12 protein-coding genes are annotated in these 14842 nt (G+C 54.8%); 3 read left to right on the forward strand and 9 right to left on the reverse strand.

What is annotated here, in order from left to right; all coding sequences use genetic code 11:
• Nucleotides 1-151 precede the first annotated feature (151 nt).
• The 4 genes from RGW60_RS11660 to RGW60_RS11675 all read right to left on the reverse strand — a co-directional run bounded on the left by RGW60_RS11660 (nucleotide 152) and on the right by RGW60_RS11675 (nucleotide 5505).
• On the reverse strand, nucleotides 152-2005 hold the full coding sequence (locus RGW60_RS11660; protein WP_322204758.1) for a hypothetical protein: 1854 nt from the start codon (nucleotides 2003-2005) through the stop codon (nucleotides 152-154).
• A 210-nt stretch (nucleotides 2006-2215) separates the two neighbouring features.
• Nucleotides 2216-2344 carry a hypothetical protein gene (locus tag RGW60_RS11665; RefSeq protein WP_322204759.1) on the reverse strand — a complete coding sequence of 43 codons (129 nt, stop codon included), beginning with the start codon at nucleotides 2342-2344 and terminating at the stop codon, nucleotides 2216-2218.
• Between the two features lie 5 nt (nucleotides 2345-2349).
• Nucleotides 2350-4308, reverse strand: coding sequence for a hypothetical protein (locus RGW60_RS11670; protein WP_322204760.1), 1959 nt, complete (start codon nucleotides 4306-4308; stop codon nucleotides 2350-2352).
• Between the two features lie 234 nt (nucleotides 4309-4542).
• On the reverse strand, nucleotides 4543-5505 hold the full coding sequence (locus RGW60_RS11675; RefSeq protein ID WP_322204761.1) for a zinc-binding dehydrogenase: 963 nt from the start codon (nucleotides 5503-5505) through the stop codon (nucleotides 4543-4545).
• Nucleotides 5506-5644: 139 nt separating this feature from the next.
• On the opposite strand from RGW60_RS11675, the gene RGW60_RS11680 reads away from it, so the two are divergent.
• Nucleotides 5645-7726 (forward strand): carboxy terminal-processing peptidase, encoded by a 2082-nt coding sequence (locus RGW60_RS11680; RefSeq protein ID WP_322204762.1) that lies wholly within the window; start codon nucleotides 5645-5647, stop codon nucleotides 7724-7726.
• 141 nt (nucleotides 7727-7867) lie between these two features.
• The gene (locus RGW60_RS11685) at nucleotides 7868-9637 is read left to right on the forward strand and encodes a bifunctional diguanylate cyclase/phosphodiesterase (RefSeq protein ID WP_322204763.1); all 1770 of its coding nucleotides are present in this window, start codon (nucleotides 7868-7870) and stop codon (nucleotides 9635-9637) included.
• Nucleotides 9638-9741: 104 nt separating this feature from the next.
• Here RGW60_RS11685 and RGW60_RS11690 read toward each other — a convergent pair whose 3' ends face one another.
• The 5 genes from RGW60_RS11690 to RGW60_RS11710 form a co-directional block, all read right to left on the reverse strand.
• Entirely contained in the window at nucleotides 9742-10218 is a 477-nt protein-coding gene (locus RGW60_RS11690) for a sel1 repeat family protein (RefSeq protein WP_322204764.1), read from the reverse strand.
• Nucleotides 10215-10580: a hypothetical protein gene (locus RGW60_RS11695; RefSeq protein WP_322204765.1), complete on the reverse strand. Its 366-nt coding sequence runs from the start codon at nucleotides 10578-10580 to the stop codon at nucleotides 10215-10217. The genes RGW60_RS11690 and RGW60_RS11695 overlap by 4 nt, the downstream gene beginning before the upstream one ends.
• Nucleotides 10577-10918, reverse strand: coding sequence for a helix-turn-helix transcriptional regulator (locus RGW60_RS11700; RefSeq protein WP_322204766.1), 342 nt, complete (start codon nucleotides 10916-10918; stop codon nucleotides 10577-10579). The genes RGW60_RS11695 and RGW60_RS11700 overlap by 4 nt, the downstream gene beginning before the upstream one ends.
• 144 nt (nucleotides 10919-11062) lie before the next feature.
• Entirely contained in the window at nucleotides 11063-11515 is a 453-nt protein-coding gene (locus RGW60_RS11705; RefSeq protein WP_322204767.1) for a YkvA family protein, read from the reverse strand.
• Nucleotides 11516-11922: 407 nt separating this feature from the next.
• Nucleotides 11923-12651: an FKBP-type peptidyl-prolyl cis-trans isomerase gene (locus RGW60_RS11710; protein ID WP_322204768.1), complete on the reverse strand. Its 729-nt coding sequence runs from the start codon at nucleotides 12649-12651 to the stop codon at nucleotides 11923-11925.
• Between the two features lie 369 nt (nucleotides 12652-13020).
• Between RGW60_RS11710 and RGW60_RS11715 the strand changes: the two genes are divergently transcribed.
• A complete protein-coding gene (locus RGW60_RS11715; protein WP_322204769.1) occupies nucleotides 13021-14829 on the forward strand; it encodes a di-heme-cytochrome C peroxidase in 1809 nt (602 codons plus the stop codon).
• The last annotated feature ends 13 nt before the right edge of the window (nucleotides 14830-14842 follow it).

The following is a 14842-nucleotide window of genomic DNA, read 5'->3' on the forward strand; positions in this document are numbered from 1 at the left end:
ATAGTTCGATTTAAAAGAAAGCAGCGAGAAAAGACAAAAAACAGTGATTATTTTGTGCTTAAACGTGAGCACTGAAGTTGTTATAGCCAGAAGAAATAATGATTATGAAGAAGGGAAATGCCACCGGTATTTCCCTTCCTTTAACAGCAGCCTATGGCAATGGAATACGACAGGTGTCACCCCCGCCTATTTCAAAGAATGTCTTGACGATATGCCGTTGCGACGTCACTGGACGGCCATCAATCGTGGCGGTGTACTCAATAGAGCCCCAGTTGGGACTGGATGCCAACATTGCCGGTTCGTACGGGACATAGACGAGAAACCCGTTGGCCGCCTCGTTGGTCGTCGGCGTAAAACGGATCGTAGCAGTGGTGCTGGGTATCAATGTCGACCCTGCCGCGTCTCTCCAGCCCTGGTAGGTAAATACAAGCTCCTGATCCGCTAGTTGTGGTTCGCCGCCAGGCACTGCAATGACGGCTACCACTCCAAAGGGTGCTACGTTACGCAACGAGCTGCAATTGAACCAGTCGGTGAAATCAGTATCCAGGTTCTGGAACAACGGATTGGGAATGCTCGCTGTTTTGATGAGCACATCAACCAGTCTGGGCCGAGAAGTGTCTACGTTGTCATTCACACTGGGATGCGCAATGGTGTAATGCACCGGCAGTTCAGGATCATTGCCGCCGGTGTCGATAGCTGCCCAAGGGATGGTAAAGGGAACCAAAAAGTCATCGGCCTCAGTACCGATAACCCTATATTCGCCTCCGGGCGCGGGTACGGCCACGCCCTTCCAGTACAACTGAACGACGTCACCGGCCTTGTATTTTTCGTAAATAATAACCTCTGCGGTTGCATCTTGACCCGCATCGACCAGTTCCAGTTTGTTGGGCACCGTAGTGACGGCACCCTGAACATCCACCAGTGCCAATGCCGGGTTTTCGGTACCTGGATCAGGGTCGGGGTTGTCGGGCCCGGGTTTTCTCAAATCAACCTGAGGGTCCGCGCCCACGGTTTCAGGGAAGCGATCGGTGCCTCGTAGAATGGCGTAGCTGACATGCACCGTCTTGGGTCCGTCATTACCATTTTTCACCGCAGAGAATGGAATGTTAACGAACACCGGGAATCCCGGAATAGTCACTGGGGGCTGAGCAAGCCCGTCCCAGGTCACCGCGAACTGGTCCTGCCCCGCTTGAAAGTTGTCATATTCGTCTTCGAGTACAACGGCAACCCCCTGATACGCATCTGCCAGGTCGATCAACCCGTCATCAGCCAAGGGAACCGTGGGCGGCCGCAGGTTGGCGGGCGCAGGGTTCAGTCTTACATTCAGGTGTTTGAATCCCGACGCAGGCCCCACATTACCCACGCGGTCAGCCAGTGTGTAATAAATGCCATGTTCGCCCTCCACCGTACCGATATCAGCGGTTGTTAATTCAACAGTTACCACGTTATTAAGGTCAGGGCGAGTGAACTCTGCAAACAACCGGGCCGTGACTTGACTGACGCCATAATACACTCTGATGACGTCGTCTATTTTGGCATCCCCATACTCAGGAATCGTCACTGCAACAAATCCATTCGCATCGAGATATTCTTTGGTAATCCCATCGCGGTCGACTTCAGCCGGTACAATTACCACATTCCCTGCGTTGCCCGAATTGGGGGCGAGGTTATCGATATTGATCGATAGTTCATCAGAATAGTTAGGATTTCCGCCCACGTTAAATCCATAGGTCAAACTATAGCGCCCTGCATTGACCGTTTGACTCGCGGGCAGTTCCAACTCAATCGGGAAAGCGGCGTCCAGAATGGGCAAGCTGCCGGAGTATCGTGGGCCGACGGGCACCCCGCTCCAAAGCAACTGCACATAATAAGGAGTGCCATCTGCATCCGAACCTGGCCGTTCAAAGATAGGGATATTAACCGCTAAGGACACCCCGTGAGGTTGCGGCAACTGGTTTTTCTCATCGTCTGCTGTATCGGGCAGCAACGGGTTAAGTGGACTCATTGCCGGTGCCGGAAGTATCAGTTTAGGCGCGTTGGCCTGTATTTCCCTCGCGTATTTGCGGGCATGGGCCGCGGCTTTTTGCTTTGGCGTTAAACCCTTATCAGTGGTTAACATTTCATAGTCCCTCATGGTAGTTAAGCTGTGTGTCCGCGATGAACTTCAAGTCCATGAAGTTTTCGCGCAGCACGGTTCCATTTCGTACACTTACTGTCACTGACGACGTGCGTACATAGGCCAAACATCGCCGATAGAGGGTGGATAACAGAGAAGCGTGTATCCGATACCCACCGCATTGCCCAGGAACAGCGCGTCATCATTGCGATGACGGCGGCGGCTCATGTTAATCAATCCTCACAAAGATCCTGGGTCGGAGAACACGACTCGCCACTGGGCATCTTGCGGGTGATTTTTACAAAATCCATGTCCGAGCGGCCAAACCCGCCGCTGGTTTTATAAAGTGCGTACTGAGCCGTCGCCGAGCCGTTGTCCTCCATGGGTTCAATCAAGGTGTCGTAGGGCACTACCACAATGTCAAAACCATCGGCCGCCTCGCTGGCGCTTAATGTCTTGATAAAGGTTTGGATCACCCCAGGAATAGGATTACTACCGTTCAAGGAGTTACAGCCCTGCCACGTCAGCTCGACTCGATCATTGGCGCTGAACTCGGCATGGCCTGCGACCCTGACCGTTACGCCTTCCCAAAGCCTGGGCACCGCGCAGCAATTTAGATAACCAAACAGATTGGCATGGGGAAACTCTGGCGCCGGCAACCCTTCAATCAGCACAATCGAAACATCGACCTCGGTGATGCGCGCCTGCTGCTGGTTAACGCCATTGCTGGTGGTGTAATACACCGGTAATGCGCGGTTGTTCAGCTCCGGCTCGATCACTGCCCACGGGATTTCCACGCTGATGAGTTGACCACCGACATCGCCACTTTGAACGCTGTAGCGGGCAGCAGCTTGGCTGATAGAGCCCCAAAACACCTCAATGACCTCAAGGGGCTGGGGGTTGTCATACAGCGCCAAGGTCGCCGTGGCGTCCAGTCCATAATCCAACGCAGTTAGCGTATTAGGGATGTCCGAGATTTTCCCGCGAACGTCCAGTTTCGCCAGGCTGATATTGAGCAGCGCCGGGGCATTGGCATGGTCCTGGCCGGCAATGGTCAAGTTGACCGGCGCGGTGGCCTGCGGTGAGGAGGGTGTCTCTAACGTGCCCCGACGCACGACGTAATCCACCTCGGCCGTCAATGGGCCTAATCCCTTCGCCCTTAATACCGGCCATGGCACATAAGCGCGAAGCGGGAATGCCGCCGGGTCGACGTCCAGTTCGTTGAGTTGCGTACCGTCCCAGTTGATTAGGATCTTCTGAGTACTGTCGGCGTTATCGTATTGATCGATTTCAACCGTCACGCCCCCTTCATTGTTGGCGCCTTCACGGGCCTGTTCACGGTCGATCAAGCCTCGGGCTGACAACGGAATACGCGGCGGCTTGAGGTTTTCCGGCGCGGGGGTCAGATCGACCAGGATCGACGACAAGGTCGACCGTGGCCCTCGGTTGCCCGCCAGGTCCCTGAGCCGATAGTAGGCATAACGTCGGCCCTGGCCTGCGTTGCGAATGTCGGCTTCATAAAAAACGATCGCCATCTGATTGTTATCGATATCTTCCTGACTGAACTCTTGCTCGCGAATCGCCGCTTCATCATCCGGTGGCAGGTTCTTGTCGGTCCAGTAATAAACGGCCCGATCCTGGGCCTGCGGTCCGGTGTAGCGAGGCACCTGAGCACGGACTTCGCCGTACTGGGTCAAGTAGTCATCGGTGATAACGCCGTTCAACTCCGGGGGAAATATCAGCGCAAAGGGGTCCTGGTTATCGTTGGGGGCTTCCCGGTCAACCGTGACCGTTATTTTTAAAGATTCCTTTGCATTGCCTCCGGTTGTTTTGGTGTAGGAGAGGTCATAAACGCCATGCACTAACTTATCCACAGGCACCGTGCACGTCTTGGGGCCTGGAGCGATTGGCGGGTCAAACCGATACTGCTTTACGGAGACAAAGGGCGCACCCGCAAGCCGCCAGCCGATGTCGATGAAATCGGTCAATACGGGATCCATGGAGAAGTCCCAAGGCGGAACAATAAGTTCAAGGTCCTGATCCACGGCGCTGCGAGGCACCAATCCTTGTGCATGTTGGTCGCCGTTACCGTCTTTGATGATCGAGGGTACGTCAGGCGCCAGATAGTCGACCTGAGTGATGTCAATGCGTTGCGTGCCGCCAACGGGGCGCGATCCTACAGGGCCAGCCATTGCGAAATCCCTCCATGGAATTCATATCGATCAGCGACGTACGTCCGGGTTGCCACGTTCGATCTTGTTGAACTGTCACTTCATTCAACGCTAATTAGTGCAGGAGGGGTACTGTCAGAAATGACAGGTTTTGGCCGATAATTCGACCGTTTGTCGGCGGAGCAAAGATGAACCGCAAGGGACTGATTGTTTTAGGCGATTTACCGAAAATCATCTGTCCCCTACGCCAAGTCCCTATACCAGGCTCGCGTCGATCACTAACACCACCTTCCCCGACACCTGATTGGTCGCCAGTTCCGCGAAGGCTTCTTCGGCGTCCGAAATCGGGAACGTTTTGGCCAGTTGCGGCTTCAGGCGCCCTTCGCTAAACAAAGGCCATACGTGCTGCCCCAGATCGCGAAGCAGGTCAGCTTTGAACTGATCGCTACGGCTGCGCAGGGTTGATCCGAGGATATTTACGCGCTTGCTCAATACCTGTGCCAGATCCAGTTGCGCCTCGCGGCCACCCATCAAGCCGATCAGCACCAGGCGTCCATCAACGTTCAGCACCTTCACATTCAGCGCCGCGTAGTTGCCGCCGACCGGGTCAAGGATCACGTCGAACGGGCCGAGGTCTTTCAGGCTGTCCAGGTTGTCGCTGCGCACCACCCCGCCTTGGGCACCTAGCGCCTGGCAATAGGCCAGGCGCTCAGCGGAACCCACGCTGACCCACACCGGGTTGCCAAAGGCTTTGCAAAGCTGAATACCGGCTGAACCAACACCACTTGCGCCGGCGTGCAACAAGACTTTTTCACCGGGTTTCAGCGCTGCAAGCTGAAACAAGTTCAACCAAGCGGTGGCGTACACCTCAGGGATACCGGCAGCTTCGGACAATGACATTCCGTCGGGAACCGGCAATACGTGGTGACCATCGACCACCACTTCTTCAGCCATGCCGCCGCCCGCCAACAGTGCGCAAACCCGGTCGCCGACCTGCCAGGACGAGCCCGCGCCTACCTCACTGATGACCCCGGAACACTCCATTCCAAGGGTCTGGCTCGCGCCCGGCGGCGGTGGATAAAGTCCGGACCGCTGGAGTAAATCAGCGCGATTGAGCCCTGCCGCCGCAACACGAATACGAACTTGTCCCACGTCACACGTCAAGTCGGGCTGTTCAAGCCATTCCACATGTCCTTCAACGCCTTGCAATGCTTTCACGGTGCCTCCATAGTGACTCTGGACTGAGCCGGTGCTATAGACGCACGGGCTTTTTGCATTATGCGACCGGATCCGACGGAACCGGCGATCTCAAAGACGGCCTAATATGCGTTATCAATTGCCCCCGCGTCGAATCAGCATGAAGCATTATCTCCCTAGCACCGCACTCGCCTTATTGATTGGCCTGAGTGCCTTGCCCATGTCCACCCCTGTGTTTGCAGCCAACAGCTGGGATAACCTTCAGCCTGACCGCGAAGAGGTCATTGCGAGCCTGAACATCGTAGAGCTGCTCAAAAGGCACCACTACAGCAAGCCTCCTTTAGACGACAAGCGTTCTGTCATCATCTATGAAAGCTACCTCAAACTGCTCGACCCCTCGCGCAGCTATTTCTTGGCCAGCGATATCGCCGAGTTTGACAAGTGGAAGGTGCAGTTCGACGACTTTCTGAAAAGTGGTGACCTGAACGCTGGCTTCATCATTTATAAGCGCTATCTGGATCGCGTTAAATCGCGTCTGGACTTTGCATTGGCAGAGCTGGGAAAGGGCGTCGACAAGTTCGACTTCACCACCAAGGAAACCTTGCTGATCGACCGCAAGGACAGCCCATGGGCCAAGTCTGACGCTGAGCTGAATGACTTGTGGCGCAAGCGGGTCGAGGATGAAGTGCTGCGATTAAAGATCGCTGGCAAAGAACCCAAGGCCATCCAAGAACTACTGACCAAGCGCTACAAGAATCAGTTGGCGCGACTGGAGCAGACCCGCAGCGAAGATGTGTTTCAGGCCTACATCAACAACTTCGCCATGTCCTATGACCCGCACACCAACTACCTGTCCCCGGACAGCGCGGAAAACTTCGACATCAACATGAGCCTCTCGCTGGAAGGCATTGGCGCGGTGTTGCAAAGCGATAACGACAACGTGAAAGTCGTGCGTCTGGTTCCGGCCGGACCTGCCGCCAAAACCAAACAAGTGGCGCCTTCAGACAAAATTATCGGCGTCGCCCAAGGCGACAAAGAGATGGTCGACGTGATCGGCTGGCGTCTGGACGAAGTGGTCAAACTGATTCGCGGTGCCAAAGGCTCAGTAGTGCGCCTGGAAATCATTCCGCACACCAACGCGCCGAACGACAACACCAGCAAAATCGTGGCCATTACTCGTGAAGCAGTAAAACTTGAAGAACAGGCGGCGAAAAAGTCGATCCTCCACCTTAAGCAAAACGGCCATGACTACACACTCGGCGTGATTGAAATCCCGGCGTTCTATCTGGACTTCAAGGCCTACCGTGCTGGCGATCCGGAATACAAGAGCACCACCCGGGACGTGAAAAAACTGCTGACCGAACTGATGGCCGAGAAAGTCGATGGCGTCGTGATTGATCTGCGTAACAACGGCGGCGGCTCATTGCAGGAAGCCACCGAGCTGACCAGTCTATTCATCGACAAAGGCCCTACCGTGCTGGTGCGTAACGCCGACGGTAAGGTTGATGTGCTTGAAGATGAAGCCACTGGTGCTTTCTACAAAGGCCCGATGGCGCTGCTGGTCAACCGCTTGTCTGCTTCCGCTTCGGAGATTTTTGCCGGCGCACTGCAGGACTATCACCGCGCATTGATCATTGGCGGTCAGACCTTCGGTAAAGGCACCGTGCAGACCATTCAGCCGCTGAACCATGGCGAACTGAAACTGACACTGGCCAAGTTCTACCGGGTCTCCGGTCAGAGCACTCAACATCAAGGCGTGTTGCCGGACATCGCGTACCCCTCGATCATTGATACCAAGGAAATCGGCGAAAGCGCGCTTCCGGAATCAATGGCCTACGACACCATTAAGCCTGCGATCAAACCCGTGGTGGACCCGTTCAAACCGTTCCTTGAGCAGTTGAAGGCACGCCACGATGCGCGTTCGTCGAAAGACCCTGAGTTTGTCTTCATTGAAGACCGTCTGGCTCTTGCTCAGAAGTTGATGCTCGAAAAAACCGTCAGCCTGAACGAAGCCGAACGTCGTGCTCAACACACTGACATTGAAGGCAAGCAACTGGCGCTGGAAAACGCCCGTCGCAAGGCTAAAGGTCAAGACCCGCTCAAAGAGCTGAAGAAAGAAGACGAAGACGCGCTGCCCGCAGAAGACGACAAGACCAAACCCGAGGACGACGCTTACCTGTCGGAGACCGGGCGCATCCTGATCGACTACCTGAACTTAAACGCGGCGGTGGCAAAGAAGTAATCACGCACAATATTGACGTAAAAATGATGGCCAATACGACTAGTTAGTAGCATTTGGTCATCAAACAGTCATGAATCTGTCGTGAAATATAGGGGCTGAGCGCAAATGTGCTCAGCCCCTTTTTCTTATTCCGAGATTGCCATGACCGCCATTGAACAGCTGGGTGCCTTGAGCTCAATTTTGGCTCAACGCGATCTACACAGCTTGTTCCAACCGATAGTCTCACTGTCGGATCGCCGAATTTTAGGCTACGAAGCCTTGACAAGAGGGCCGTCAAACAGCCCGCTACACTCCCCCATCACCCTGTTTGCCATCGCCCGTCAAGCGGGTCGATTGAGTGAATTGGAGATGGCTGCACGCGAGTCCGCTTGCCGACGTTTCAACGACCAGAAACTCGACGGAAAGCTTTTTCTCAATGTCTCACCTGAATCCTTGCTGGAACCTACCCACCCCCCGGGCCGCACTCTGGAGCTGCTGCAGACTTACGGCATCGCACCGAGCCAGGTGGTCATTGAGCTGACCGAGCAAACTCCCACAGAAGATTTCGATCTGCTGTACAAGGCACTGCATCACTACCGCGACATGGGTTTTTCCATCGCACTGGATGATCTCGGTGCGGGCTATTCAAGTCTGCGTTTGTGGTCAGAACTTCGCCCGGACTACGTCAAAATCGATCGACATTTCATCGACGGCATTCATCAAGATGCGGTCAAACGTGAGTTCGTTGGCTCCATGCTGCAAATGGCCAAAGCGTCCCGTGCGCTGGTGATTGCCGAAGGCATTGAGTTGCAGGAAGAACTGGCCGTACTCATCGACATGGGGGTGGATTTGGTTCAGGGCTATTTGCTCTGCCGTCCGCAAGAATACCCCCCGCGCGATGCCCATGCTTTGCTGCCCAAACTTAACCCGGCGGCTCCCGCGCTAAATGAAGACGCCCCGGACTTGCGCGCATTGCTGATTGAGCAACCGGCGGTTAATAAGGCCGCGCCGACAGCAAGCGTACTTGAGTGCTTCCGCAAGCAAGCAAACTTGAACTCGCTGGCGGTGCTTGACGAGTTGTTGCAGCCCTGCGGCATCGTCCATCGACATTCGCTTTCGGACGCGTTGCTTAAGCCCTTCGCCACCGACCTGTTCGCCCGCAAACCCATCAGCCGCTTAATGAACACCGATTTTCTTGCGGTGGAGCTCAGCCAATCGCTGCAACAGGTAAGCCGTCTGTTGACCAGCCGAGCCCGACAGCGCATCGAAGAAGACTTTATCATCACCCTGAACGGTAACTATCTGGGACTGGGCCGGGTAATTGACGTGCTGAAACTGATTACCGAACTGAAAATCCAGCAAGCGCGCTACGCTAACCCATTAACTTTATTACCCGGCAACGTGCCCATCCAGCAATGCCTCACGCGACTGCTGCAACAAGGTCAGGAGTCGATGATTTGTTACGTGGATATCGACAACTTCAAACCATTCAACGACATCTACGGCTATGGCAGGGGCGATGAAGTGCTGCTGTGCCTCGCGCAATGCCTGAACGACCGCATCGACCCAAGCCGAGACTTTGTCGGGCATATCGGTGGTGATGACTTCTTGATGGTGCTGGGCTCAGAAGATTGGCGTAAGCGCTTAAATCTGCTGCTGGAGGATTTTCAGAACCAGTGCCGTCGCTTCTATCGGGCCGAGCACCTGGAGTGCGGTTGTTTCACGGGGTTGAATCGCCAAGGCCAGCGTCAAGAATTCTCGCTGCTGTCGCTGTCCATCGGTGTGGTTCACCTACGCCCCGAAGCCTGCGCACATCTAGATGCCAGTCAATTGGCCGAGTTGGCATCGCAAGCCAAGCATTTTGCCAAAGGTGTGACCGGAGCCAGCGTGCATGTGATCGACAGCCTGGACTCGGTAACCGTGAAAGATTGAACAACGACCCGTAGGGGCTACTCCGCCTCTCCGACGCCGCGTTGTCAGTTAGAGAACAAGCTCGACAGGGTGTTTTTTTCACTCAAAGGCTATGCAATGTTTGCCTAAAACCCATGCGGCTTTCCCATACCCTCAAACTGTTTTGCGCGCTCGGGGTCAGCCGTTAGGCCAGGCCCACCCTTGTTGTATAACTGCGACAACTTGATCGGCGCTAACGGGTGACCGGCCTTAACGGCCATTTCCCAAAAGCGCGCGGTCTCTGCCGCATCTGGAGCGTTACGGGTGTCTCCCGCCAAACTAACCACACCCAGTTGGTACGCAGCCTTGCTGTCTCCACCATGTGCGGCCAGACGCAATAAACGCAGACCTTCTTCCCGCGCGCCCAAGCCCTGACCCCGAAACAGCAGGATATGCCCGTAAAAGCTTTGAGCATCGACATCGCCAAGATTGGCCATACGCGAGAACTGACCTTCTAACCATTGCCAGCTTTTAGGTCGCTCGACAAACCAATGCCAATGAAACAATCGGCGGGCCAGCCGGTAGGTCATTCGTGCCCGCAAATACCATAAAGGTCGAATCATGCTATCTCCGGATAGCTATATTCAAAAACCCGCACCACTTCAGATGCGTGCCAGGAAGCGGCCGCAATACCGTCCGATGGACCGCAGAATCGCCCAAGCCGTTCGACACAGTCGAAAAAGCCAGTGCGCGGCAAGCGGCTGGCACCTTGGCTGATGACCAGTGAACTGCGTAGCGGTTGCTCCGCACGAGCGTCCAATGCAGCCAGGTGCTCAAGTGCGGCGGTAAGTGTTTGCATAGCGGGACTGGGTAGCTGAAGACGTTCGAGCAATGCGCGGTAGGTCAATAGATGGCGTTGTCGGCGAGCCTGATCTAACTCCGCCAATAGCCCTTCCCAGTGCTGACGACTAATGCGAACACTCATGATTCACCTCGCCAACCGGGTACGCCTAGCTCCCAAGCCAAACTCCGTCGAATAGCAGCATCCGGCACCCGCTCACCGCTTTCGATTAAATCCAGGTACGACGGGCTGATTCCAACTGTGCGCGCCAACTGCGCGACCTCCAGACCCTTGGCATCTCGTAGGGCGCCCAGTTGATCCAGGCTTGGAAGATCGCCCGTTAGGACGGCTGAAGAGGGCGTTGTAGCTTTTTGCGTGGATGGAGCGCCAACACCCGCTGCTTTCAACAAAGCCTGGTACTGGGCCCATGGCAATACTGCGTACTCTGGCTCTCCATCACGTGTAATTATTTGAAGATCCATACAACCCCCTGTAGGACTACAACACTTTGCATGTAGGCTTTTTCCGTGTGTCGGCATCTTAACAGTGGACAGAGTGCAGGTGCGTAGTCTCAATGCGCCTGGATTTTATTCATTTACGCGAATTCACTCTATTGGCACGCCCCATCATTCCTTGTGATGCTCAAGCTCAAGCAACGCAGGCGTCGCGGGCAGACGCTCGACTGCTGCAAGTTTTTCAACTGACTGCATGGCACGCCAAGCTCGAAAGGCATCAAGTTCAGCCTCCAGGGTCTTCATGACCCAACCTAACACCACGATGTCATCAAGCATGCCAATCACTGGAATCCAATCAGGAATAAGATCGATGGGGCTTAGGAAATACATCAGTCCCGCCACCACCGAGACCATAGCCTGGGGGCTGATCGCGCGGTACTCGCCGCGCCAATACGCCAGGCACAACGCTTGCAACAACCGCAGATCGTCTTTGAGTTTGCCCAGCCGATTCCCTTCGGCCGCCCCCTTGCGCGCTACCGCGAACAGCAACGCCGGTAAACGCCCAGCGGTAATCAAGCGCTGAGCCATAGGGATAAACCGAAGCAGATTCCAAGGCATTTTCATAATGACTCCCGTTGAATGATTGCGACCTGCTGTAGGAATTCGACTTCAGCGGATGCGCGTCATCAGCAACTTTAACGGCGTATAAATGTTATCCACACAAGTTGTGGATAACCTTGTGAACAGAGCCACTTTTCTGGCCTAAGAATCCCGGATTACAGGGCTTACGCTCAAATCGGGCGTTTTTTACTCACATTAAAAATCGCATAAATTCGTTGACTTGAGACCTGACAGAAGCTACCCCCACTACTTAACCCGGAGCCGAGTTAATCGTCCTACAATCACGCCTCTATCAACACGCCTGTAGACGCTATTACGACTACATTAAAACTAATCTGTTCGCCGACGAACACCAGATACGACAACGCCCCGTCGAGACGGGGCGTTGCGGTCAAACCGGAGAAGCTCTATTACTTGGCGGCTGGCACGTCAGGCGCTTCTGCAGCAGCAGGGTCCTTGATGGCAAGCAGTTCAAGATCGAAAACCAATACTGAGTTGGCGGGAATCGTAGGACTTGGGCTCTGCGCGCCGTAAGCCAGGTCGCTAGGAATGTAAAGTTTGACCTTTTCGCCAACGTGCATCAGTTGCAGACCTTCGACCCAACCTGGAATCACGCCGCTTACTGGCAAATCAATCGGGCTGCCACGCTCAACGGAACTGTCAAAAACTTTCCCGTCAGTCAGCTTGCCGGTGTAATGAACCGTCACTATGTCGGTCGGCTTAGGCTGAGGGCCATCGGCTTTTTTGATGATTTCGTATTGCAAGCCAGAAGCCGTAGTGGTTACTTCCTTACGCTTGCCGTTTTCTTCAAGGAACTTTTTGCCCGCAGTGGCCGACTCTTCGCTCATCTTGGCCATGCGCGCTTCAGCACGTTTCTGCAAGGCAGCAAAAGCTTCAACCAGCTCGTCGTCCTTGAGCTTCTGTTCTTTTTTGCCGACGGCATCTTCGATGCCTTGGGCTACGGCTTTGGAATCCAGATCATCCATGCCTTCTTGAGCCAGGCTTTTGCCCATGTTCAAGCCGATGCCATACGAAGCTTTCTGTGCCGGTGTTTTCAGCTCTACATTGGTATGCGAGTCACAACCCGCCAGTACCAGACCAACCAGGGCTACCGCCGCCGCCAACCGATGCTGTTTCATACTGATTCCTTGTTCATGCGCCAATAGGGCAAACGAGTAAAGCCGCGAGCTTATCAGGCTGCCGCGATCAATGGCTACCGGCATGAGAGGCGACAAAGACAGATAAGTTCAGGTATCCAAACGTTTTATTAGCTTGCCTGTGAGTCGTACAGCATCGGTTCAGCTATACCAAAGAGGCCTTTTGCCTTCTGGGAGCACGTTCGCCAGCGGCCTTTGGGCAATACGGTCAAATCAAAATTATTCTCGCAAGCCCTGTTCAATCAGAGCATGGCGTGATTACGTAGGCCATATTACTGAGAAAATGGCTACTTGCCATCAACGCATTGGCTCAGGCATAAGGGGGCTATCACTCAACAAGGAGGTTTCACGTTGCGCTTTATTTCCCGAGTTTTTCTGCTGATTGCGGTCTTGCTGTGCGCGGCTTTGGCGGTTGTTCTCTACTACGTCGCCAATCCAAAACTGCCGTTCTATGTACCCGCACAACAGCTGCATTACCTTGAGCAATGGAGCGAAGAGGACCGCCAAACGTTTTATTACACACCCCAAGGTACTCAAGTAAAAAACCTGCGCTATGACTGGTTCAGCGCGCTAGAACTGCCCTTCTCTGATAAACGCTTCGCGACGCCGGAGTATTTGGCGCGTTTTGGCTTTCTGGTGGACCCGAAACAAAAGGCGACGACCATTAATCCGGGCAACCTGCCTGTGGGCTTTGCCCAGCATCAAAATCCTGGCAGCAGCGAGCAGTATCTAGAGATCACCTGCTCCGCTTGCCACACCGGGGAATTACGCTTTAAAGGCCAGGCACTGCGCATCGACGGTGGATCGGCTCAGCATGTATTGCCTTCCAGTGTCCCGACGTTGCGCGGTGGCAGTTTCGGTCAGGCGCTGGTCGCCAGCCTGTTTGCAACTTATTACAACCCTTGGAAGTTTGAACGCTTCGCACGCAAGGTTCTTGGTCAAAACTACGACACGCAACGCGAGCGTCTGCGCACCGACTTCAAACAATCACTGGATATCTTTTTACACGCGGCCTGGAACGACACCCACCGTGGGCTTTATCCCACCGAAGAAGGGCCAGGCCGTGCAGACGCTTTCGGGCGCATCGCCAATGCCGCCTTCGGCGACGCGATTTCCGAGAAAAACTACCGTATCGCCAACGCGCCCGTGGATTACCCGCAGCTTTGGGACATTTGGAAATTCGATTGGGTGCAGTGGACCGGTTCAGCTCGCCAACCCATGGCACGTAACATCGGTGAAGCCCTTGGCGTGGGCGCTACGTTGAATTTGTTCAATGTTGAAGGTCACGCTCTGACCGGCGACGCCCGCTATCCCTCGAGTGCAAGGGTTCAGGACCTTCATCGAATAGAAGACACCCTGCAACGGCTCAAACCGCCGAGGTGGCCTGAAGAGTTGCTGGGCGTTGTTGACCGCCCACTTGCCGCGCAGGGAAAGCTACTGTTCCAGAAGAATTGTGCCGGGTGTCACGTACCGCCAACGAAGCAATCCTATGACCGTCCGATACTAGAGCTGACAATGCTGCCTGTCGCGGAGATTGGCACCGACCCCAATACCGCCAATAACATTGCCGATCAGCGTTACGACTTGAGCGCGCTGAAATGGGATCCGCAAGCGCTAACGGCGCTGGACGTCGAGCTGGTTCCTGAATCTGATGTCCCAGTGGACCCAAGTCAGATCTCGATGGCCAAAGGGCTGGCTTATATCACTGCATTCGTCGAAAACCGGGCGTACCGCGACTTAAAAATTTCGCTTGCTGAAAGCCATCGTCTGAACGGCTTTGGCTTGCCGATCAGCGTCCGTGAAGTGCGGGCTTACCGCGCCCGGCCGCTGGAAGGTGTCTGGGCTACCCCACCGTTTTTGCACAACGGCTCGGTTCCTAACCTCTACCAATTGCTGTCGCCACAGGATGAACGCGCCACGACTTTCTATACCGGTAGTTTTGAATACGATCCCAGTCATCTGGGCTACCGCACAGAAGCCTTCGCTGGCGGCTTTTTATTCGACACAAAAAAGTCCGGCAACCACAACAGCGGTCATGAGTTTCGCGCCGGACCCCGTGGCAACGGTGTAATTGGCAGGCAGCTGCAACCCCAAGAACGCTGGGCCCTGTTGGAGTACCTGAAGGTGCTAGGTGGCCCACTCGAATCAGAACTGCCATAAGCGCGTAAGTGCG

This window comes from Pseudomonas sp. AB6, from assembly GCF_034314105.1.
Lineage (GTDB): Bacteria > Pseudomonadota > Gammaproteobacteria > Pseudomonadales > Pseudomonadaceae > Aquipseudomonas.

What these genes read in the sequence shown, in the direction of transcription:
- RGW60_RS11660 (WP_322204758.1), bottom strand. Translation starts at nt 2,005, where the DNA reads ATGAGTCCACTTAACCCGTTGCTGCCCGATACAGCAGACGATGAGAAA.
- RGW60_RS11665 (WP_322204759.1), bottom strand. Translation starts at nt 2,344, where the DNA reads ATGAGCCGCCGCCGTCATCGCAATGATGACGCGCTGTTCCTGGGCAAT.
- RGW60_RS11670 (WP_322204760.1), bottom strand. Translation starts at nt 4,308, where the DNA reads ATGGCTGGCCCTGTAGGATCGCGCCCCGTTGGCGGCACGCAACGCATT.
- RGW60_RS11680 (WP_322204762.1), top strand. Translation starts at nt 5,645, where the DNA reads ATGAAGCATTATCTCCCTAGCACCGCACTCGCCTTATTGATTGGCCTG.
- RGW60_RS11685 (WP_322204763.1), top strand. Translation starts at nt 7,868, where the DNA reads ATGACCGCCATTGAACAGCTGGGTGCCTTGAGCTCAATTTTGGCTCAA.
- RGW60_RS11690 (WP_322204764.1), bottom strand. Translation starts at nt 10,218, where the DNA reads ATGATTCGACCTTTATGGTATTTGCGGGCACGAATGACCTACCGGCTG.
- RGW60_RS11695 (WP_322204765.1), bottom strand. Translation starts at nt 10,580, where the DNA reads ATGAGTGTTCGCATTAGTCGTCAGCACTGGGAAGGGCTATTGGCGGAG.
- RGW60_RS11700 (WP_322204766.1), bottom strand. Translation starts at nt 10,918, where the DNA reads ATGGATCTTCAAATAATTACACGTGATGGAGAGCCAGAGTACGCAGTA.
- RGW60_RS11705 (WP_322204767.1), bottom strand. Translation starts at nt 11,515, where the DNA reads ATGAAAATGCCTTGGAATCTGCTTCGGTTTATCCCTATGGCTCAGCGC.
- RGW60_RS11710 (WP_322204768.1), bottom strand. Translation starts at nt 12,651, where the DNA reads ATGAAACAGCATCGGTTGGCGGCGGCGGTAGCCCTGGTTGGTCTGGTA.